Genomic DNA, 22,764 nt, shown 5'->3' with positions numbered 1-22,764 from the left:
CCTTTCAATTATAGTTTTCATTCCTAATTAAAATTATAGCAAAAAAAGCACTCTTTTACGATATAGAGTGCTTTCATTCAGTATATAAACAATTGTCTAAGCCAATCGATAGCTATCAATATGTTCAAATGCCATTTGAGTCTCTTTGGGTAGTTGCATTTTTAAATAGTTAAAAATGATCTCAAATAATACACGAGCATCGTCAAAACGGTTTTCTGAAATCAACCGTACGATATCACTTAAGTACATCATGAATGGATACATATCTAAAATGAAATCAGTAGGTTCATCAGATTGGTATCTTTCCAAAATTGCCGTCATAACAGTTCGAGAACATTCTAATGCTTCTTTGACTAAGAAGTCATGGTTACCGATATCTAATATGGTTTTCAATACGGCTTCGCTAGTCGTTAAAAAGTCATCGAAGTTTTTTTTCATCGTAAGCTTTTCTAACTGCTGCTACTTTTTCTTCTAGAAGGGGACGGTATTTTTCACCATCTACCTTTTGTTTAATCATTTGGTCTAACATTCTATAGCTAATGATGAGTACGTAACGTAAACGATGGGCTACAAAATCAATTTTAGGCGGGTTTTCAGCTACAAAAAATCCGCGATATGGAATCATGTCGACATAACCTTCATCCGCTAGCGTACTTAGAGAAGCACGAATCGGACTACGACTGATATCTAAATCTTCAGAGATAAAAGCTTCAACAATATGGAAGCCCGTCTTCCAGTTTTCGCTAAGGATTTGATCCTTTATGTGTAAGTAGGCAACTTGTTCTAGTTTCTGTGTTTTTCCCATGCCATTCACCTCGCTCAGGCCATTGGTTGATACATTTCATATTTGCCTGTTTAAAATATGCAAAAAAGTTTTCTTACTGACTTAATCATACCAGTTTAAAAGAGAAAAAGGCAAATATTATCATTAAAAGTTATAAAAAAATTAAAACGGTTACATGTTATCAGGGGGATGGATTCATTTTATTCCGTTTGATTTTAAGGTATAATGAATGTGAATATAAAGGAAGGACGAGAGTAAATGATAACATTAAAATCTGCCCGTGAAATAGAAGCGATGAAAAAAGCAGGTGCTTTACTAGCTAGTATTCATGAGCAATTACGTCCAATGATGGTTCCTGGTGTAACCACAATGGAAATAGAAGCTTTTTTCGATAAGAAGATTACTGAAGCTGGTGCTATTCGTGAACAAGTGGGCTTTGAAGGTTATGAGTACGTAACCTGTATATCTATTAATGATGAAATCTGTCATGGCTTTCCATTCCCTGATCGCGCCTTAAAAAATGGCGACATTGTCAGTGTAGATACAGTTTTATCCCTAGATGGATACTTTGCTGACTCTTGCTGGACTTATGGTATTGGTCAAGTGGATGAAGAAGGGCAACGTTTAATGGACGTTACAAAAAAAGCACTGGCATTAGGTATTGACCAAGCACGTGTAGGTAACCGTATTGGTGATATTGGTGCGGCTATTCAATCCTATGTTGAAGGGGAAGGTTTCTCTGTTGTACGTGAGTTTGTTGGTCACGGTATTCAACCAACGATGCATGAAGGCCCATCAATACCTCATTACGGCGTAGCAGGTAAAGGGCAACGGTTACGGCCTGGGATGACGATTACCATTGAACCAATGGTGAATACTGGTAAATGGCAATCAAAAATGGATGCTAACGGCTGGACAGCACGCACAATAGATGGTGGACGCTCAGCACAATATGAACACACCATAGCAATCACAGAAGATGGTCCAATTATTTTAACCCAACAAAAAGACTAACCGTCATCAACAAACCATTAAGGGATGAGTAATCAAACTTAATGGTTTTTTGGCATAAATAATTATTAAGATTGTTTAAATCCCAATGCAGTAAATTTTCATTGTGCTATAATATATATTGCCTAAGTTTGCACAAGATGATTTAACAATTTTATGCTATAAAAATAGCAAATTTCCCAATAATTCACCAGAGGAGCGCTTATGACAAAGCAAGATAATCAACCAAAAAATGGTCCTAGTCGCCGTGATAGTAGAAGGAACAAAGCGTTCAATATAAACGCATTGCTTTCCTCAAAATGGTTACCTAAAGAAAAGAAAACCTATTGGATTTTAGGTACTGCAGGATTAGTTGTGGTGGCTTGTTTGATTATGTTTAAGGTATACGCAGATATTTCAGGTTTTGGTTCTAATATCTATGAGGATGTGAACGCAGAAAAAATTCGTGATGCGGATGCGCAATTAAAAAATGGCGAGCCCATCACAATTTTATTAACTGGTATAGATAGTGGGGCGCTCTACTATGAAGATGTTGAGGAAACACGCACGGATGTCATGATGGTGTTTACCATTAATCCAAAAACCAACGAATCAACTGTTGTGTCAATTCCAAGAGATGCCTTAGGTGTTCAAAGTGACACGGACGAGTTTGATAAATTAAACCATGCTTATATGAATTATGACGGGATTGAAGGAACAATTAACTCCCTACAACGTTACTTGGATATCCCTATTGATTATTATGTAAATGTCAATATGCAAGGATTTATGGATGTGATTGATGCTTTGGGGGGCGTTGAAATCACGCCAACATTAACCTTTACACAAAATGAAGTGTCCTTTACTGAAGGGGAAACACGAACCTTATCTGGCTTAGAAGCCATGCAATATGTGCGGATGCGTAAAGTTGACCCAGAAGGTGATATTGGCCGTGAGAAACGCCAACAACAGTTAATCGAGGCTGTAGTGGATAAGGTGATATCCTTAGGCACAATTACGAATTATAATGATATATTAGATGTGCTTGGCGATGATGTGAAAACAAACGTAACGGTAGATAATATGTTTGCCTTACAGTCTAAATATTTACCAGCTATGGATAACTTGAATAAATTAGTCTTTGATGATTATGTCGATTTAAATCTTGATTTTGGCTACTATATGTTAATTCCTGAGTTAGCACGTTTAGAGAACGTGTCTATTATGCAAGAGAATATAGACTATGAAGGAACGAATACAGTGGTGGTTTATCCTGTAGAGTTTGGTGTTGAATCTACCTACTTCCCAGTATCTGATTTAAATTGGGATGGTGTATTATCAGATGATGAGATGGCCATCAAACCAGGTATATATACAAGAGAAGACCTAAATGAGCTGGTGAAATATATATTTGGTTATTCAATTAATGATTATCTAGCATCAACGGGCAATACAGACTTGATTGATGAACAGGATGATCAAACCATTCCAACAAGTTTAGATGATGACTTGTTAGCTTATATTACTGGTGGTTTTGATCCTAGTGGTTCTGTAAGTGAAATGACTAGTGACGACTTAGATAGTTATGGTAATACGGGCGTGGAAGATGCAACTAGCACTTATGATTATGCTGATACTTATTCAGAAACGACGAACTACCCTGATATTTATAGTGAAGAAGTACCGGAAACGGGTGCAGAAAGTGATAGTGTACCAACAACTTCACCATCCACAACGATTCCAGAAGAATCATCAGTAACCTCAGATCCACCAGTTATTTCAGAAGAATCAGTTACTGAAACGCCGGTTGAAGATTATACCGTAAGTGAATAAAATTAAAAAATCAATAGTTATCTTTGAGGAGGAGGGATTACATGGCAAACAGAGAAAGTCGCCATCGTAGAAGTCAACGAGAGGAATATTATGAGGACAGACCCCGTAAAAAACGTCGTGGCTTCTTGGGGTGTTTTGGTTGGGTATTGTTAGCACTTTTAATTATTGGCGGTGGCGTAGCTGCATATTCTTATTATCGTATCAATCAAACTGCAGACGCTATTTACCAACCAGCAGATGCGGATGGTGCAGACCCAGTAGAAAAAGTGCGTGATAAAGAGGTAACTATTTCGGATAAGGAACCAGTGTCTATTTTATTAATGGGTATGGACTCGGGTGGTTCAAGAACGACTGGTGAACAAAATACAGATGTGATGATTCTTGTAACAATCAATCCAAATACTAAAACGGCAAAAATGGTGTCTATTCCTCGTGATACCTACATTTCTGATATAGACTTTAAGATTAATGGGGCATATGCTATGGCTGGTGGCCCATCAGGTTCAATTAATGCGGTTCAAAACTTGTTAAATGTACCGGTTGACTACTATGCCCTAGTAAATATGACAGGTATGATGAACATCATTGATGCGATTGGTGGTGTATCATTGTACAATGATTTCACTTTTTCACAAGATGAATATACCTTCCCAGAAGGTCAAATTACTTTGGAAACGGGTGCTGAAGCGTTAGCTTATGTCCGTAACCGTTATGATGATCCAAATGGTGACTATGGGCGAGCTGATCGTCAACGCCAAGTTTTATTAGCTATCTTAGACAAGTATGCAGATGTTTCAAACATTGGTAGTTTAGGAAGCCTTATGGAGACTGTGCAAGCGAATGTCACAACTGATTTAACAGTTTCAGAGATGACACAATTGGGCTTAAATTATCGAGTAGATTCTGAAAATGTAACATCCACTACCTTAGTTGGTACAGGTGATATGTCTACAGGCATTTACTACAATATCTTATCTGAAGCACAAATTTCAGAAACATCAGCAGAACTTAGATCACATCTAGAGCTAGATTAAACTGTATGATTTAAAATATGGTGAAGGTGAGACAAAAGTCGCTTAGGATTGACCTACTGAACCAAAAGGCGAACAATAATGAAATATTATTGGAGACATTTGGGCAGTATCGGACAATGCTGACTTTTGGCACCCAATTATAAACGTTCTTATTAGCAAAGAGAGGCTGAGATATTTTTGTCCCGGCCTCTCTTTTTTGATTAAAAATACGGTGAATAGGTCATTTTTCAAGTATAATAAAGTCAATAGACAATGATGAGGAGGAATAATGGATGATAGGTGTGATTGGTAGTATTTCAACAGATTTTGTTGTGACAACAAACCGTGTGCCTAAGCAGGGTGAAACTGTATATGGAGAAGCCTTTGAGACAACTTATGGTGGCAAAGGTGCTAACCAAGCAGTGGCTGCTGCGAGATTAGGTGGTCAGGTGAAGATGTTTGGTTGTGTGGGTGGTGATCAATTTGGTAAGGAAACAAAAGCCAACCTAGAAGATAATGGTGTAGATGTTTCAGCAGTGAAAACCATCGAAAATACGACGACTGGTTCTGCACATATTACTGTTTTCGAAGGGGATAATGCCATCGTTTATGTTCCAGGCGCTAACCAATTAGTGACGATTGACTATTTGAAATCTGTGGAAGAGGACTTGCTTGCATGCGATTATTTTGTCATTCAAAATGAAATCCCTATGCCATCAATTCAATATTTGATTGACCTTGCAGATAAGCATGATATTAAGGTGACTTATGACCCAGCACCCTTTATTGAAATTGATCCGTCTTATTTGAAGAAAGTAGATTATCTATTACCAAATGAAACAGAAGCTAAGGAAATGTTTGGTGATGTGGAAGCAGACCAATTGCTAGGGCAGTATCCAACCCAACTGTTAATCACCCTTGGAGGAGACGGTGTCTTATATCATGATGGTAATCAGCCTGTTCATGTTCCTGCTATTAAAGGCGAGCTTGTAGATACTACAGGGGCTGGGGATACTTTTTCAGGAGCACTTACAGTTGCCTTATCAAAAGGGAATAACTTAACAGATGCTATTCAATTTGCCGCAATTGCAGGCTCATTATCTGTTTCAAAATTTGGTGCGCAAGGGGGCATGCCAACGCTTGACACATTAAAAGCGCACAAGCAATTCAATGTAAACTGGCAAGTATAACATACATATTTTAGTGGAAATAGGGAGCTGATTGTCGTTCAGTCCCTTTTTTATTGATGAAAAATATTATCAGATTAAAAGTTCGTATTTCAATATAAATTCTATGGACCTTTATTTTTAAAATTTGGATTTGATAACATTCATATGTTATTAACTTGTTAATGTTCGTTTATAGTCGCGTTTGATATATAAAAAGTAGCAAAAAACTGTTGTATTTTGACAAAATGCCCAAAAAAGCGACGAAATAAAGCTTGCAATTGAGAAAGTAAGTGTGTAGAATACGAATTGGTGTTTACGGACACCATTTGTTGTTGAAGTTATTGATAGAGAGAAAGGCGAGTTGAATTCGTGGAAACTTTTGATTATGAACAAGTCCAATTAATACCTGCTAAATGTGTGATTACAAGTCGTAGCCAGGCAGACACATCAATTGAGTTTGGCGGTCGTGAATTTAAAATACCAGTTGTGCCAGCGAACATGCAAACTGTATTAAATGAAGCATTAGCTGAAGAATTGGCCCGCAAAGGTTACTTCTATATTATGCACCGCTTTGAACCAGAAAAACGCATGGCATTTATTAAACGTATGAATGCTGAAGGTTTATTTGCGTCTATTTCTGTGGGTGTAAAACCAGAAGAATATACTTTCATCGATGAAATCAAAGCAAGTGGTGAAAAAGTAGACTATATTACAATTGATATCGCACACGGTCATGCAGAGACTGTTATCGATATGATTAAATATATTAAAGAACAAATTCCAGAAACATTTGTCATTGCAGGTAACGTTGCAACGCCTGAAGCCGTTCGTGACTTAGAAAATGCAGGTGCGGACGCTACAAAAGTTGGGGTTGGACCTGGACGTGTATGTATTACTAAAATCAAAACAGGTTTTGGTACTGCTGGTTGGCAATTACAAGCGATTAAGTTATGTGCTAAGGCAGCACGTAAACCAATTATCGCTGATGGTGGTATCCGTACAAATGGAGATATCGCAAAATCTGTAAGATTCGGTGCATCTATGGTAATGATTGGTTCATTATTAGCTGCCCACGTTGAATCACCAGGTGAAACTGTAGAGCAAGATGGTGTTACTTATAAAGAGTACTTTGGTTCAGCATCTCAATTCCAAAAAGGTATCTACAAAAATGTGGAAGGTAAGAAAATGTTGATTGAAAGCCGTGGTAGCTTATGGCATACATTGCGTGAAATGGAAGAAGATTTACAATCAAGTATTTCATATGCAGGTGGTCGTGACCTAGGTGCTTTACGTACAGTTGACTACATGATTGTACCAACAATTTACAATGGTGACTAAAACTAATTCCAATAATAAATATATAAGGGCTGTAGCAGAAACTGCAGTCCTTTTTTGAATGCAAAAATATCATCATTTTGATAGCCAGCTTGGAATGTGCAAGTCCTTTTCCCTATAAGTAAAGAAATGTGGTATGATTAGGGATGCAGTTTTTGAGAGAGAGGTGTTATTGGTGGCCAGAAGAAGACAGAATGAGCCTTCGAATAAGCGTGTATTTGCCATGCTGTTATTGGCTGGATTGATCCTATTTCTTTGGGTTGGCAATCGAATGGCGGAAGAGCGATTGTCTGAGCCGGTAGGGGTTGCTAAGGAAGTATCTAGAACTTCATCAATCTATCAAGATATTTTAGAGGACCACCAGTTAACCTCTGAACATTCACGAGTTGAGCAGGCGGATGAGGGGCAAAAGAATGACCATGAGAATAGTGCCATAGAAGAAAGTACTTCAGTGGATAGTCAAACTGAAAGAGGGTCTAAGCTTGAGGTGAGACAGGGAGCCTCATCAGCTGAAGAGGCTGGTGATTTAGACCAGCTTTACCACCAGAACCCACCTGACGTACCAGAGGGGCAAGCTTATGTAGAAGTAAATGGAAATATTCCGGTATTCACTGATGCTGATTTGACAGCGGTTGATGAATCATGGGAACAATATGGTCCATTGGATGATTTGGGTCGAGTGACGACAGCTAATGCCTTGTTAGGGGTAGATTTGATGCCGGCTGAGTCGACAGCACGAGAAGCATTGACGTCAGTTACACCAACCGGATGGCAACAAAATCGTTATGAGATTGTATCCTCAGGCTGGTTATATAACCGTAGTCACCTCATTGGCTTTCAATTAACTGGCCAACAAGATAATTTGTTGAATTTGATGACTGGTACCCGTTATTTTAATGTGGAGGGTATGTTACCATTTGAAAACTATGTGGCTGCCTATATCGAAGATAGTGAGTATCATGTACGCTACCGAATTACTCCCTTATTTATGGGGGGTGAACTGTTAGCAAGAGGTATTTTTATGGAAGCTTATTCGATTGAGGATGATGGTGAATTACAGTTCCATGTCTACATTCCAAATATTCAACCAGGGATTGAAATTGATTATAAAGATGGCTCAAATCAATTAGCCGTATAAAATGAAAAGTCTGACTTGATTAAGCGTATTGCGATCAAGTCAGACTTTTTATTTATTAATGCATTTACTTATACGCGTTTACTTGTCGCTCTAAAAATTGCTCAGCGACTTGTTGTCCAAAGGCAAAAGACATTTGGGCATTGTTGTTGCCGTATTGTGTGGTCATAATCCAACGGCCGGTTAAGAATAGGTTTTCGTGTGTCGCAAATCGTTGGGAGGTGACTTGTCCCTTGGGCCAAGTTACCAATACACCGCCGTCTACAGCGGGGGTAAATAAGTCACGGTCAACCATATTTTTAATGAATGTATCTTGTTCAGTTGCTGGCAGCAATTGACTTTCAAATCCTGCTGCATTGACTAAGATATCCACATGTTTACTTGAACCATTCTCAAAGATGATTTCAAATCCCCCATCACTATGAGGTTTAATATCGGTGAGTTTATCATTAATAGATACCTTCTCCTCATCATACCACTGAATAATATCTTGTAGGGCCTCGTGGGTCATTTGGGTTCGGAAATGTTCAAAAATGTCTAAATATTCTTGTTTATAGGTATTACGATCAAGTACTGACATACCCATATATATATCAGGAAGATAAGGGGTGATGATGCTGGTATAGATTTGGAATATCTGTAAATCACGGTCATATTGTGTTAACTCTTGACGAATTTCAGTGATTGAACCAGTTCCGTATCGATCAATTACCCGTTTAATATCGACATCGTTAGCAGTCATATCTGCCATAAAAGTTTCTAAAATATTTGCTAGAGGGATATATCCATTGTGGGCTGCCTTTTGGCTTTTAATCCAATCCCAGTTAAAGGTCGCTTGAATATGTCCGTCGTATGGCCCTTGTTTAACGGAAGAAAATGGTGTCGAACGCGTGAAAAAGGTAATAGAACGCGCAAGTTGACCAGCAAAATGGTATTGTAGGTAACGCATAACATCTAGACCAGTTAAACCAGAGCCAATGATACCAATTTTTTGACTTGGGTCAAGAACGTCAAGTTTATCGCTGACAGGATAAGGGTCATGGATATACCCATCGTAACCAATTAAATGATAGTGATCAGCATAGGGTGGGTGTCCAATGTTTAAGAAAACAGCTTGATAAATCGTTTCTTGCCACTGACCATCAGCTGTTTGTATTTGGTAATGGTAAGGATTGTCTTGACTTCCAGTAATGGGCTGCCCAACTTGATCCACGACTTGTAAATCTTGGATACGTTGGTGGTGGATACGGACATGGTCATTGTTTAAGTAAGTTGCCATACGGTCCTTTAAATAAGCACCATACATAGCGCGAGGAATGAAAGCAGACGGATCACAGTAGTCTGGATGATGCGTTGTTAACCAATCTAATAAATCATGCGGATTATTAGCATCGATGGATAAATCTTTAGCTAGAGAATTCATGATCAGTTTATCGTCATCCTCTTGGTAGGGGAAGCCGTGACCTAAGTGGCCAGCTTCATCATAGATATCAATGGTTAGTGGTTGAGTAGGGTGTTGATTTTGAAAATCAATCAGGGCCTTTAAGCTGCCGTTTCCAGCTACACCTAAACCCACAATAGCAATGTTCATAATGGTCTCCTTATATCTTGTTAAAAATTGTGCTGAAGAAGAAAGCATATATATATTTGATCACATTCAAATATATTATCTACTTCCTATTACCGCTATAAATTATAGCATATTCCTATGTCTAAGAAGCAAAATCCCCATAAAATATCTGCAAGTCAAAAGAGGATAGGATTAAAATTTTCTAAATTTTATCTTAAGATAATGTTGTTCTATCCAAGAATATGGTATTTTTGTTGAATACGAAAAGGAGTTACACTTATGAAACCAGATTTAAATAGACAATTGACAATGCGTGAGCTCATTGTCGTTGCTTCGACCTTGTTTGGCCTATTTTTTGGGGCCGGCAATATTATTTTCCCTGTTTTAATGGGACAAATGGCCGGTGACCATGTTTGGCAAGCAAGTCTAGGCTTTATTATCACAGCAACAGGACTGCCCTTATTAGCCGTAGCAGCTATGGGGATGACACACTCAGATGGTGTTTTTGAATTAGCGAGTAAAATTTCAAGAAAATATGCCTATTTTTTCACGATGGCATTATATTTAACCATAGGGCCATTCTTTGCTAGTCCAAGAACAGCTTCTGTTTCTTTTGAAGTTGGATTTGCAACGACTAGTTTTGCTGGTTCGCCTGTAGCGTTATTGATTTACTCAGCCTTATTTTTCGGTGTTGCTTTGGCTTTGTCCCTTAGTCCATCAAACATCATGGATTATATTGGTAAGTTTTTAAATCCCGTATTCCTTATTTTCTTAGCAATTATCTTTGTTCGTGCATTTACGATGCCAGAAATAAGCGTAAGTGAAGTTGAATCGATTGCTAGCTATTCAAATCAAGCCTTTTTCCAAGGGTTTTTGGAAGGTTATAATACGATGGACGTATTGGCAGCATTGGCTTTTGGTATCATTATTATTCGCTCAATCCGTAAATTAGGCGTGGATGAACCTAAAAACTTGGCCAGTTCAACAGTAAAATCCGGTTTGTTAACTGCGATATTAATGGGCTTAATTTATTTCAGCTTAGCTATTTTAGGTACACAAAGTCGTGGCTTTATTGATGTGCAAGAAAATGGCGGTATCGCGCTTTCCATGATTACCGAACATTACTTTGGAACTGCTGGCTCAGTCATTTTAGCTATCGTTATGGTCTTTGCATGTTTAAAAACAGCGATTGGCTTAATAGTGGCTTGTGCAGAAACTCTTGAAGAACTATTCCCTAATAAATTATCATTAAAGAAGTGGACCATTTTATTTGCAGTCTTATCCTTCCTTGTTTCAAATGTTGGATTAACCACGATTATTGGCTTATCAACGCCTGTGTTGATGTTCTTATACCCATTAGCGATTTCGCTAGTGATCATCGCCTTATGCGAACCTATTTATACCAGCAAGCATATTTATCGTTGGGTAACGATCTTTACAATGTTTGCAGCCTTATTCGATTTCATTAAAACTCTACCCAAAGGTATTTTTGATGCAATCGGTGGGGAAGCTATTGGTCATTTTGCGGAAATGTTTCTGCCATTCTATGCTTATGGATTTGGTTGGCTAGTTCCAGCACTTATTGGGCTTGTTATTGGCATTATGCTTACTGAAAAAGAGAAAAAAGCTGGTTAAAAACGACGACACCTCTACTTCTTCATTTGAAGTGAGGTGTTTTTTTATTTGCAAAAATTTAACGATCGTTTCTAAGCTTTATAGTAGTGCTTATGAAACTTTATACATCATCTAGTTATGGTAACTAGGAAAAGGGGTAGTTGTTAAAACTTACTCTTTTTTTAATCATGAGGTCATGGTAAACTATGTTGACACCATTTTTTGTACAATGATGTATTTTTTAAGGAGAGCCATAAATATGAAAACAGCAATTATCGTTGACTCAACAGCAACTTTACCAGAAAACTTAAGCAGTCTAGAGAATGTATTCCAAATAAAATTGAGTGTCATTTTTCCTGATGGGGAAGTGCGCGAAGATTCTAGTGACCCTCAAGTGATCTCAGATTATTACAATGAATTAGAAAATATGACAACATTACCAACAACGTCACAACCTACAAACGGACAAATTTATGACCTATATGAAGAAATCATTCAAGCCGGCTATGAAGAAGTGTACGGCATAGTGATTGCTAGTCAATTAAGTGGCACGCTGTCTTCATTAGAAGCAGTGTCAAGAACGTTTACCGATCAAGTGACCACCCATATGATTGATGCGAAGTCGACATCAGCTGTCTCACAACACTTAGTAGCTGAGTGTTTACGGTTACTAGCAGCAGGTTATACTGCAGATACTATCGTACCTGCTCTAAAACAAGTTGCTGATGAAAGTGAAACTTATATCTTGGTGGGGTCATTAGATAACTTAGTCAAAGGTGGACGTTTATCAGCTACTGGCGCTTTCTTTGGTAATTTATTGAAAATTACCCCATTAATTAAAATTGATAGAGCTGGATCATTAGAAGTGATTGATAAAATCAGAACTGAACGTAAAATGAGAGAAAAATTTAAGGCGATCTATCAAACTGCGCATGCCAAATACGGTGATCGGTTACATCTAGCTATTGCCCATTCTAATGCTTTAGAACGCGCCTTGAATATTGTTGGCAATATGTCTGACGATATAGATATATCTCAAGTTTCTGTTAGTGGCTTAACGCCAGTAGTAGGGACGCATGTGGGTAATGGATCAATTGGCATCTTTTTATTAGTGGATGCTGACTTATAATATTCGAGAAAAATGCGATTTATCGCATTTTTTTTGCTATAATGTACCTTGAATAAACACAAGGCACAAAGTGTTACAAGGAGGAAGACAGAATGCGATCAGCAATAATTGTGGATAGTACAGCAAGTTTGCCTGATGAGTTGAAGCATCATCCAGATGTATACGAGGTAACTTTAAAAATTGCGTTTAAGGATGGCGAAGTGATGGATGATACTACCGATGAGGTTAGTATGAAACATTTCTATCATAAAATGGTCAACGTAGATGAACTACCAACATCTTCTCAACCAGAACCTACGGATTATTACAAAATTATGGATGAATTAGTTGCCAAGGGTTACGATGAAGTCTATGGCGTATTTATGTCTAGTAAATTAAGCGGTACCTTTCAAACAGCTCGTATGATAATGCAAGAGTATGAAGATAAAATTAAAGTGCATTTGATTGATACGAAGGCAGTATCAATTATTATCGCACATGAAGTGAAAGAACTGGTTCGTTTAATTGAATCTGGTTACACAGCTGAGCAAATTATTCCAGCAATGAATCAGATGATTAAAGATTCAGAAATTTTCGTATTTGTAGAAGATTTAAATAATCTGGTAAAAGGTGGACGGGTAAAAGCCGCCTCAGCTTTTATTGGTGCCGTCTTGAAAATTTACCCTGTATTACGTTTTGAAGATGATGGTACGGTTGATTTATACGAAAAAATCCGAACTATAGGTAAAATCAAAAAATCTTGGTTGAAGATTTATGAAGAAGCACGCGAAAAATTTGGTGATAGATTACATTTAGGTTTTGCCCATGGCGATGCCTATGATAAAGCTGTAGCATTCAGAGACTATTTCTTAGAAAGTTATCCAAATGAAGAGATTATCATCCGGTACCTCACACCAGTAATAGGAGTTTACGCAGGTAAAGGGTCCCTAGGTATGGGCTTTTTGGTCGATGCTGATTTAGATTAAGTGAGGTAATATGTTATCAACACTGATTTATTTAGAAAATGATCTTGATCAATACTTGATGCTCCACCGTACTAAAAAAGCGAATGATATCAATCATGGTAAATGGATTGGTATTGGTGGTAAGTTTGAATATGGTGAATCGCCAATGGAATGCTTGGAAAGAGAAGTTTTAGAAGAATCAGGACAAGCCTTGAGTACAACTGTTTTCCGAGGTGTAGTCACTTTTATCTATGCGAATCAAGAACCTATGTATATCTTTTTATACACTGGAAAATTAGAAAATAATGCGGTTGGGGAAACGCGAGAAGGCGACTTAGCTTGGGTGGATAAAGACAAAATTTTTGACCTAACCCTTTGGGAAGGAGACCGTATTTTCCTTAAAGCATTAATCCATACCACCGCTACGATAGATATGAAATTGGTATATGACGAAAATGGTGTTTTAAAAAAGGTTGAAAAGCGGTAGAGTATAGAATAGTGATAAATGTTTGTTGTGAAATTGTAAGATGACCTTACTGTTTTTAAATATATAATCGGTATATATAGCATATTGTAGCAATCAGCATGCTGCATTTACAAAAAGGTTCAAGCATGCTGGATCTTTTTTATGTACCTAGCGATTTTAAAGCCATATTTACCAATTGAAAAAGGGGGGAATGTCATGATAGATATCCATAATCATATAATACCTGGCGTAGATGATGGGGCAAAAGATATAGAAATGGCTGTGGAAATGGCGAATGTTGCTGTCCGTGAAGGTATCACGCACATCTTAGCAACACCTCACCATCGTAATTCGGTATTTGTGAATGACCGGCGTAAAGTTGAAGAAGCGGTAGGTCAATTACAAATAGAGTTAGACCGTAGAGGCATTGATTTGATTGTATTCCCGGGTCAAGAAGTAAGACTTCATGGGGAATTATTGGACCATATCGATCAAGGTGAAATTTTATTTGCAGATTTAGACGGGCACTACATTTTAATTGAATTTCCAAGCCATGAAGTCCCACATTATGCAGAACAAATCTTCTTTGATTTGTTATCCCGTAATATTCGACCAATTATCGTTCATCCAGAAAGAAATCAAAAAATGATTGAAAAGCCAGCAATTTTAAAACGCTTTGTTGATATGGGCTGTTATGCACAATTAACAGCTGCATCGTATCTAGGTGAATTTGGATCTGGTGTTGCAGAAACGAGTCGCTTATTGATTGAAGAGAACCTTGTGCATATGCTAGCTTCAGATGCGCATCGACCAAGTGGACCAAGAGGGTTTAATATGGAAGCGGCCTTTAATAAATTGCAAGCAGAATATGGGACGAGCATTGTCTTTGATTTCAAAGCCAATGCGAAGAGTTTAGTGAATGGGGATCCCATGATTAGCAATTTTGTTTTAGATCAACCAAAACGGAAAAAGAGATTTTTTGGTTTGTTTTAGTATGTTGTATTGTTAAAAAAGGAAATTAGTTGGGAGCGTAACGCGTAAATGAATTTTTCGAAATACCAAAAATATTCGATACTAGCAATTGCTGATTTTGTATCAATATTCGTCGCTGGTTTTGTCGCATATTTACTACTTGAGATTTCTGTAGGTTTAACCGTGTCAATGACTGTAGGTTTATCTACTATCTATTTCATTGCTTATATACTAGCTAGTCTAGCCACAAAAAACTACAATTTGATTATTCGCTATATGAGTTTCAAAGGGGCGTCAGATTTACTGATTACCCATTTTATTGCGTCCATTTTAACCCTAGCGTCTGCAGCTATCATTTATAGGAATTTTTCCATTCGTTTAGTATTTTTATTAACTGTATTCGCTATAGTATTAACATTTATATCACGTGCATTATGGCGTTTCACAATGGATCGTAGAGATCATTTACCAAATGGTGAAGGGGTCTTTGAACCGACCCTACTTGTCGGAGCTGGCCGAGGAGGAAATACCTTCCTCAAACAATTTAAAAACGATGTGGCTTATCGTTTTGTTGGTTTTGTGGATGACGATAAAGATCTTTTGCATAAGAAGATGGATAATTTAAGTATTCTAGGACGAGTTGATGATATTCCAGATATTATTAAGCAATTTCATTTGCAAAATATCATTATTACTGCACCTACTTTACCAAGTGAAAAAATTGAAAAAATTTTAGATTGGGGTATTGAATATGATGTAGACGTTCGTCAGATGCCTTCAGTTGAAAAAACACTTTTAGGCTATCAAATGGATGCAGTATCTGGTCCTCAAGAAATTGAAATTTCTGACTTGTTAGGTCGTGAAGAAGTTGAACTTGATGATACAGACGCATTCCGCCAAATTTCAGGTAAAGATATCTTAGTAACAGGTGCTGGTGGTTCAATTGGTTCTGAGATTTGTCGTCAAGTAGCTAAATTCTCACCGCAGACGATTTATCTTTTAGGTCATGGAGAAAATTCAATCTACTTAATTAACCAAGAATTTGCACAAAAAGATTTACCCAATACACGTGTTATTCCAATAATTGCAGATGTGCAAGATAAAGATCATATTGAGCAAATCATGCAAACTTATAAACCAGATATTGTCTACCATGCAGCAGCACATAAACACGTACCTCTAATGGAGGCTAACCCAACTGAAGCTGTAAAAAATAATGTCTACGGCACAATGAATGTTGCAAATGCGGCTAAAAATGCAAATGTAGATGTCTTTGTTATGGTGTCTACAGATAAAGCAAATAATCCACCAAATGTGATGGGGGCTTCAAAACGTATTGCAGAGATGTTAGTGACGGGTATGGATAAAGTATCATCTCATACTAAATTTGCAGCGGTACGTTTTGGTAATGTACTAGGGTCACGTGGTTCTGTTATTCCTGTATTCAAGAAGCAAATTGAAAAAGGTGGCCCAGTTACAGTTACAGACTTTAGAATGCGCCGTTATTTTATGACGATTCCTGAAGCTAGTCGCTTAGTTATCCAAGCAGGAGCTAAAGCAAAGGGTGGTGAATTGTTTATCCTAGATATGGGTAAAGAAGTATTGATTCTAGACCTTGCTAAGAAAATGATTAAATTATCAGGCTTTACTGAAAAAGAAATCTCGATTGTTGAAAGTGGTATTCGTCCTGGTGAGAAATTATATGAAGAATTACTATTAACGGATGAAACTACTGGACAAAAAGTAGACGATAAGATTTTTGTTGGTAAAATTAAGAGTCGACCAATTGAAGAAATCTATGAATTTATTGAATCACTGGATTTAACTGCTGTAGATGATGATAGTTTAAATAAAAAATTAGTTGAATTTGTTCACCGTGATGCAAAAACATCTGAAAATGGATAATGAGAATTAAGTAAAAAATGATAGATAAATCAATATCTTATTGAAAACTTAAAAACTGGTATGATAGACTGACATAGTTATGATAATATATTCAAATAGGAAGTAAATAATATAGAATGATATTTGCTCGAGGAGGACGAGATGAACGATACCCAAGAAATCTCTTTAATTGAGATACTGAATATTCTGACAACGAATATTTGGAAGATTATTTCTACAACTATTATTGGGATTGTATTAGCAGCCTTAGTGACATTTTTCTTTATGACACCAAAATATACATCTACAACAGATATTGTTGTAAATAATACTGCGACTGCTACAACGGAAAATACAATCACTCAATCAGGATTACAAGCCAACTTGACGCTTTTAAACACTTACCAATCATTGGTTAGTCGTCCATTGGTTTTAGAGCCTGCGATTGCTGATGTTCCTGAAGCAGAAGGCATGACTGCTACTGAATTAGCAGAAAATGTGACTGTTTCAATGGATTCAGATTCTTTACTATTTACAATTTCAGTAGAAAATGAATCACCTTACGTTGCGGCTAACTTAGCTAATGCGATTGCTGTTAGCTTTGCTGAAGTTGTTCAACAAGTATTACAAGTTGAAAATGTTTCAATAGTAACACCCGCAGAGCCTAGTGAATCGCCAACTTCCCCAAATGTGGTTTTAAACATCATTATTGGTGCTTTGTTAGGATTAATCGCTGGGGTTGTATTGCAATTAGTAAATGCAATGTTAGATAATTCAGTTAAAAGTAGTGATATCGTGGAAGAGCTTGGATGGACTTTATTGGGATCAATTCCACAAATGGATAAAAGTAAAGTTGATGAGACGCGATTCAAAGGTAATGTAGTCAAAGATGGTCCAAGAAACCGTCGTCGTGTCTAGGAGGTTCTAATTTTGTTTAATAATAAAAGAAAACATTTTGACAAGATGAATGCAGAACAACGTCGAGGCGCTAGTTTAATCACTGTTACGCAACCAAAAGACACCATTTCTGAATCCTTCCGTCAAATTCGTACGAATATTCAATTCTCAATGGTTGACCATAATTTCAAATCGATCATGTTCACATCATCTGGTGTTTGGGAAGGAAAGTCAACTGTTACAGCGAATACAGCAGCAGTAATGGCACAACAAGGCTTGCGTGTGTTATTAGTAGATGCTGACTTACGTAAACCAACGGTGGCCAAAACATTTAATATTAATACAACGGTTGGATTAACGAGTTTATTAACTGATCGTGAAGCAAGCATCATGGATACAGTAAACTATGTAGCTGATGCAAATATTTATGTTTTAGCTGCTGGTCCGATTCCACCAAACCCATCTGAACTATTAGGTTCAAATCGTATGGCTGAATTAATTGATGAGTTAGAAGAGATGTTTGACTTAGTGATCTTTGATACACCACCAATTTTAGCAGTTACAGATGCACAAATTGTTGCTACACGTGTTGATGGTGTCATTGTAGTTGTGCGTTCAGGTATCGCAAATAAGAATGATGTTCGAAAAACAAAAGAACTTTTAGATGTCGTGAATGCAAATGTGATCGGTGCTGTCTATAACGGTGAAGATGTAAGTAAAGTAGGCTATGGCTACGGTTATGGTTATGGCTACGGCTACGGGCAAACTGATACAGATTAATTATATTTTATATTACAAGAAGACTGGACAAAAGTCGTTTACAATTGACGCACTGAATCAAAATCCGACAATGTTGACTTTTGAAACTTGATGATAAACGTTCTTGTATAGCAAAGAGAGGCTGAGGTATTTTTGTCCTAGCCTCTTTTTTGCATTTCCAGTAAAAAAGCACGTGCTTTTATAGTAGCTTTTATGCTTTATTTCTAAATGAGTGTGTTATCCTTGTTGAAGAAGATATAAAATCAGTTAGCGCATAAAGGAGTGTAAATATATGGATTATAGAAGATTTGGCGATGTTTTGGTTGTGCGTTTAGATAGAGGCGAAGAAATCATTGCTACGTTAGCAGCACTTGCTAAACGTGAAAATATCACTTTGGCAACGGTTCAAGGTATTGGGGCCTGTGACCAAGTGAAATTTAGTCTATATAATGTGGCAGAGCGTACATACAGCCCAAATGAATTACATGAAGAATTGGAGCTTACTTCATTAAACGGTAATATGTCGATGATGGATGGAGAATACTATAGTCATTTACATGCTACCTTTGGTCGTTTCAATGGGGCTGTAGTTGGTGGTCACTTGAATGAAGCACGAATTTCGGGTACAGGTGAAATTTTTGTTCACATGATTTCTGGTGAAGTTGAACGCTCTAAGGACGAAGCTGAAACAGGGTTAAATTTATTTGATTTCAATAAATCATATGCTGATTAGGACATAATAAACGCTTGGACATAAGTGAAGCGAAGGATAGAATAATTTTGGAAAATAGTGATTTCTGAAGTGAAGTAATAAATCAAAATTATTAATTATTGCAATGTTATATTGTAGGCATATTGAATTTGAAAAAGAGCTGGTTAAACAAAATTAGCTCTATTTTATATTTAAAGAAGAATGAAATTATTATTGAAACCGCTATCTTTTTGGCGTATAATTCGACGTGTAAGAGCTTACAGCAAAAAATGCAAAATGATTCAATCAAATTAATCGGAGGTTCATGATGTTACAAAAGACAATTCAAGCAAGATCAAAAGCCATTATTGAGATAGACGGTTTAAAGTTTAAAGACTTAAATGGTGACGGTAAATTAAATCCGTATGAAGACTGGCGTCTACCATCTGCTGAACGAGCAAAAGATTTAATTGGACGTATGAATAGCCGGGAGAAGGCTGGTATGTTTATTTTGACAGATAAACCGATGGGTATTTCTGTTGAAAAAGGTGAACCAACTAGCCACAACGGTATCATTTCTGAAGTTGATAAAGATCATGAAGTACCAGTACCAAAGCATGAATATCCAACTTCTACTTTATTGAATGATTTCCAATTACGTCATTTAATCGTACGTGAGAATGCAAAGCCGGAAGATATGACCACTTATACGAATACCATCCAAGAAATAGCAGAAGCATCACGGTTGGGTATACCAGTTGCGATCATTTCAAACTCAAAGAATGAGAATGAAGATGCTACGTTCAATGCAGAACAATCCATTCGGGAATTTACTACTTTCCCGGGAACGCTTGGTCTAGCTGCAATGGATGACCTAGCACTCATTGAAAAATTTGCTGAAATTGGTCATGAAGAGTTTTTAGCGAACAATATCCGTAAAGGGTACATGTATATGGTGGATACAGCAACTGACCCGCGTTGGTTCCGTACTTCTGGCACTTTTGGAGAGAACCCCGATGCGATTTCTGAAATTGCTGAAGTGATTATTCCAGCTTTCCAAGGAGATCAGTTAAATGAAGCATCTATTGCGATGACAATCAAACACTTCCCTGGCGGTGGAGCACGGGAAAATGGTTTCGATCCTCACTATGCTGAAGGTAAATTTAATGTTTACCCAACAGCGGGTTCGTTAGAAAAATACCATCTACCACCATTTAAAGCTGCTATCAAGCATAATCCGGCTGCTATCATGCCATACTATGCAATTCCATCTGAAGACAAATCTGTAACGCCACAAGCACCGTTGAAAGGTGGTTTTGATGAAGGTGTCGCATTTGCTTATAATAAACAATTTATTCAGGAACTTTTACGTGATGAATTAGGCTTTAAGGGCTACATAAACTCTGATACAGGTGTGTTAGGCAGTATGGCATGGGGTGTTGAAGACTTATCCTTAACTGAACGAGTAGTTAAAATTATGGAAGCAGGTACAAATGTCGTATCTGGCACAACGGATGTAGATGCCTTCCAAGAGGCCATCGAATCAGGTATGGTTGATGAAGGGCGTGTAAACCAGTTGATTAGTCAACTGTTAGAACCATTATTTGATCTAGGTTTATTTGAAAACCCTTACCGAGATGTGGATCATGCTAAGGCAGTAACCAATACACCAGAAAAGCAAGCCATTGCATATGAGGCACACCAAAAATCAGTTGTCTTATTGAAAAACGAAAACAATGTACTGCCTTTAACTGCTGATAAATTAGCCGGTAAGAAGGTATATGTTGAGTTATTTACGAAACTATATAGTGAAAAAGAAATGGAAACGCGGCGTCGAGTTGGGAACACGCAAAATACAGATGAAATTAATACTGCTTTACCGAAACTAATCAGTGAAACATTCCCTGAATTGAACTTGGTGGACGACTACAATGAAGCGGATATAGCGATTTTATTTGTTGAGCCTATCTCAGGATCATATTTTGAAGCAACACCAACTTATCTTGATTTACAAATCCATAGCGAGACTAATGTAAATCTAGATAAAATTAAAGCCATTAAAGCAGCAGTTGATCAAACGATTATTAACGTGAATTTTGATCTCCCATTCATTTTAGAAAATATTGAACCGCTTGCTAATGGTTTGACTGCTAGTTTTAATACCTTCCTACAAGCCATCTTAGATATCATTTTAGGTAAGTTTAATCCGACAGGTAAGTTACCATTGACCTTACCCAAAAATGATGCAGCTGTCGAAGTTGATGAGCATGGTATTTGTGCTTCACCTAATGATGTACCAGGTTACGATAAAGAATTATATATGGACCGACCATATACTTATGAAGATAGCCAAGGGAATAAATACACCTATGGATTTGGCTTGAACTACGAAAGATAAACACTACATTACAAGAAACCAAAAAATCAGCTGGTCGCCACTTAAATCGGTGGCCAGCTGATTCTTTTATTTTAAATAATCATAATCAACAGGTTGTTGAATCATCGTTTTAAACTGGGCAAAATCAGTAGCGTTTCCAAGCGCCCACATAGCCTTCATCACTAAAGCTTCACTGGTGATATTGGCTGTTTCAATAATATGTTTTTCACCTAAAATTGACTGACCGACTGCATAAACTTCATAGTCAGCCCCTTCCATGGGCACTTGTGTTGTTAAAATAACATACGTTCCTCTACTCACTGCAAGGCGAATTTGCCCCGCATAATCTAATTGTTCTAATTGAGGAATACCACCTATACCAAAACCTTCAATGATGATGACATCAGTCATCTGACTATACGCTTCAATCACTTTAGCCGGTAATCCAGGTGTTAATTTAATTAAACCTACGCGTGGATTGAGATGATGATAAAATTGGACAGAGGCTAAATCATTTTCTCGTCTCAAGATCGGCAGGACTTTTTGACTACGGACAACAGCACGGTTAGCGAAATCAATCGTTTGAAAGGCTTGATAAGAACGGGATCGAACTTTACGAGACCGGGTACCCAATAAGACTTCACCATGGAAAACGATGGATACAGCATATGCGTCATCAGAAATAGCATAAGTGACTGCGTCTAAAATATTTTTTACACCATCATTTCCTATTTTAGATAGAGGAACTTGTGATCCGGTGAAGACTATTGGCTTTTCACTATTTTGTATTAAGTAGGACAGCGCTGCAGCACCGTAAGCCATCGTATCAGTACCATGTACGATAATAAAGCCATCAAAAAGATTATATTGGTCTTGGATGACTTGGGCAATTTGTAACCAATTTTCAGGTTGCATATTGGTCGAATCAATTGAGAATAAGTTAGTGAGCTCATAAGAAAAGTCTAGTGTTGAAGAAGCTAGAATATCTGTGAGTTCTTGATTGATGGTACCAGCAACTAGTCCTTGCTTTGAATCTTGTGCCGATATTGTCCCGCCCGTTAATATAAATAAAATACGCTTCGTCATGAAATACTCCTTGTTTTAGATTCATTACAGGCATTATACCATCAACTACTCTCTGTTAAGACAGAGCGTTTGTCCTAAACATAATGGTTGTACAAACGATGTAATATCTCCAACCG

Annotated in this window: 20 protein-coding genes; 16 read left to right on the top strand and 4 right to left on the bottom strand. The window is 37.3% G+C overall.

Annotation, left to right across the window (positions count from 1 at the left end):
• Window positions 1–96: 96 nt before the first annotated feature.
• Window positions 97–438: a hypothetical protein gene (locus HMPREF3116_RS09170; protein WP_246819049.1), complete on the bottom strand. Its 342-nt coding sequence runs from the start codon at window positions 436–438 to the stop codon at window positions 97–99.
• Window positions 419–805, bottom strand: a complete 387-nt coding sequence (locus tag HMPREF3116_RS09165; protein WP_246819048.1) for a GntR family transcriptional regulator — start codon at window positions 803–805, stop codon at window positions 419–421. The genes HMPREF3116_RS09170 and HMPREF3116_RS09165 overlap by 20 nt, the downstream gene beginning before the upstream one ends.
• A gap of 237 nt (window positions 806–1,042) precedes the next feature.
• On the opposite strand from HMPREF3116_RS09165, the gene map reads away from it, so the two are divergent.
• The 6 genes from map to HMPREF3116_RS04930 all read left to right on the top strand — a co-directional run bounded on the left by map (window position 1,043) and on the right by HMPREF3116_RS04930 (window position 8,262).
• Window positions 1,043–1,798: a type I methionyl aminopeptidase gene (gene map / locus HMPREF3116_RS04955; RefSeq protein WP_070468089.1), complete on the top strand. Its 756-nt coding sequence runs from the start codon at window positions 1,043–1,045 to the stop codon at window positions 1,796–1,798.
• Window positions 1,799–1,999: 201 nt separating this feature from the next.
• Entirely contained in the window at window positions 2,000–3,607 is a 1,608-nt protein-coding gene (locus HMPREF3116_RS04950; RefSeq protein WP_070468088.1) for an LCP family glycopolymer transferase, read from the top strand.
• A 41-nt stretch (window positions 3,608–3,648) separates the two neighbouring features.
• On the top strand, window positions 3,649–4,641 hold the full coding sequence (locus HMPREF3116_RS04945; RefSeq protein WP_070468087.1) for an LCP family glycopolymer transferase: 993 nt from the start codon (window positions 3,649–3,651) through the stop codon (window positions 4,639–4,641).
• Between the two features lie 272 nt (window positions 4,642–4,913).
• Entirely contained in the window at window positions 4,914–5,810 is an 897-nt protein-coding gene (rbsK, locus tag HMPREF3116_RS04940) for a ribokinase (RefSeq protein ID WP_070468086.1), read from the top strand.
• Window positions 5,811–6,158: 348 nt separating this feature from the next.
• Complete coding sequence (locus HMPREF3116_RS04935) at window positions 6,159–7,127, top strand: GMP reductase (protein ID WP_070468085.1); 969 nt, start codon at window positions 6,159–6,161, stop codon at window positions 7,125–7,127.
• 172 nt (window positions 7,128–7,299) lie between these two features.
• Window positions 7,300–8,262 carry a DNA/RNA non-specific endonuclease gene (locus HMPREF3116_RS04930; protein ID WP_070468084.1) on the top strand — a complete coding sequence of 321 codons (963 nt, stop codon included), beginning with the start codon at window positions 7,300–7,302 and terminating at the stop codon, window positions 8,260–8,262.
• Window positions 8,263–8,326: 64 nt separating this feature from the next.
• Here HMPREF3116_RS04930 and HMPREF3116_RS04925 read toward each other — a convergent pair whose 3' ends face one another.
• Window positions 8,327–9,850 carry an FAD/NAD(P)-binding protein gene (locus HMPREF3116_RS04925; protein ID WP_070468083.1) on the bottom strand — a complete coding sequence of 508 codons (1,524 nt, stop codon included), beginning with the start codon at window positions 9,848–9,850 and terminating at the stop codon, window positions 8,327–8,329.
• Between the two features lie 258 nt (window positions 9,851–10,108).
• Here HMPREF3116_RS04925 and brnQ point away from each other — a divergent pair, with 258 nt between their 5' ends.
• From brnQ to HMPREF3116_RS04875, 10 genes are all read left to right on the top strand, one after another.
• A complete protein-coding gene (gene brnQ / locus HMPREF3116_RS04920; RefSeq protein ID WP_070468082.1) occupies window positions 10,109–11,464 on the top strand; it encodes a branched-chain amino acid transport system II carrier protein in 1,356 nt (451 codons plus the stop codon).
• Between the two features lie 238 nt (window positions 11,465–11,702).
• Window positions 11,703–12,572, top strand: a complete 870-nt coding sequence (locus HMPREF3116_RS04915) for a DegV family protein (RefSeq protein ID WP_070468081.1) — start codon at window positions 11,703–11,705, stop codon at window positions 12,570–12,572.
• A gap of 92 nt (window positions 12,573–12,664) precedes the next feature.
• Window positions 12,665–13,537 (top strand): DegV family protein, encoded by an 873-nt coding sequence (locus HMPREF3116_RS04910; RefSeq protein ID WP_070468080.1) that lies wholly within the window; start codon window positions 12,665–12,667, stop codon window positions 13,535–13,537.
• A 10-nt stretch (window positions 13,538–13,547) separates the two neighbouring features.
• Window positions 13,548–14,003 (top strand): NUDIX hydrolase, encoded by a 456-nt coding sequence (locus HMPREF3116_RS04905; RefSeq protein WP_070468079.1) that lies wholly within the window; start codon window positions 13,548–13,550, stop codon window positions 14,001–14,003.
• 195 nt (window positions 14,004–14,198) lie between these two features.
• Entirely contained in the window at window positions 14,199–14,975 is a 777-nt protein-coding gene (locus tag HMPREF3116_RS04900; protein WP_070468078.1) for a tyrosine-protein phosphatase, read from the top strand.
• A 48-nt stretch (window positions 14,976–15,023) separates the two neighbouring features.
• A complete protein-coding gene (locus HMPREF3116_RS04895; RefSeq protein ID WP_070468077.1) occupies window positions 15,024–16,859 on the top strand; it encodes a polysaccharide biosynthesis protein in 1,836 nt (611 codons plus the stop codon).
• Window positions 16,860–17,000: 141 nt separating this feature from the next.
• Window positions 17,001–17,756, top strand: coding sequence for a YveK family protein (locus HMPREF3116_RS04890; RefSeq protein WP_070468076.1), 756 nt, complete (start codon window positions 17,001–17,003; stop codon window positions 17,754–17,756).
• Between the two features lie 12 nt (window positions 17,757–17,768).
• Window positions 17,769–18,515 carry a CpsD/CapB family tyrosine-protein kinase gene (locus tag HMPREF3116_RS04885; RefSeq protein WP_083272768.1) on the top strand — a complete coding sequence of 249 codons (747 nt, stop codon included), beginning with the start codon at window positions 17,769–17,771 and terminating at the stop codon, window positions 18,513–18,515.
• A 271-nt stretch (window positions 18,516–18,786) separates the two neighbouring features.
• The gene (locus HMPREF3116_RS04880; RefSeq protein ID WP_070468074.1) at window positions 18,787–19,227 is read left to right on the top strand and encodes a PPC domain-containing DNA-binding protein; all 441 of its coding nucleotides are present in this window, start codon (window positions 18,787–18,789) and stop codon (window positions 19,225–19,227) included.
• A 286-nt stretch (window positions 19,228–19,513) separates the two neighbouring features.
• Window positions 19,514–21,583: a glycoside hydrolase family 3 protein gene (locus tag HMPREF3116_RS04875; protein WP_168125791.1), complete on the top strand. Its 2,070-nt coding sequence runs from the start codon at window positions 19,514–19,516 to the stop codon at window positions 21,581–21,583.
• Window positions 21,584–21,649: 66 nt separating this feature from the next.
• On the opposite strand, the gene HMPREF3116_RS04870 is transcribed toward HMPREF3116_RS04875, so the two are convergent.
• The gene (locus tag HMPREF3116_RS04870) at window positions 21,650–22,648 is read right to left on the bottom strand and encodes an asparaginase (protein WP_070468070.1); all 999 of its coding nucleotides are present in this window, start codon (window positions 22,646–22,648) and stop codon (window positions 21,650–21,652) included.
• Between the last annotated feature and the right edge of the window lie 116 nt (window positions 22,649–22,764).

It is taken from the genome of Aerococcus sp. HMSC10H05 (assembly GCF_001806975.1).
In the GTDB taxonomy this organism is placed as follows: domain Bacteria; phylum Bacillota; class Bacilli; order Lactobacillales; family Aerococcaceae; genus Aerococcus; species Aerococcus viridans_B.
Note: the sequence above shows the minus strand (reverse complement) of the source record. Positions and strands in the feature narration are given on the sequence as shown.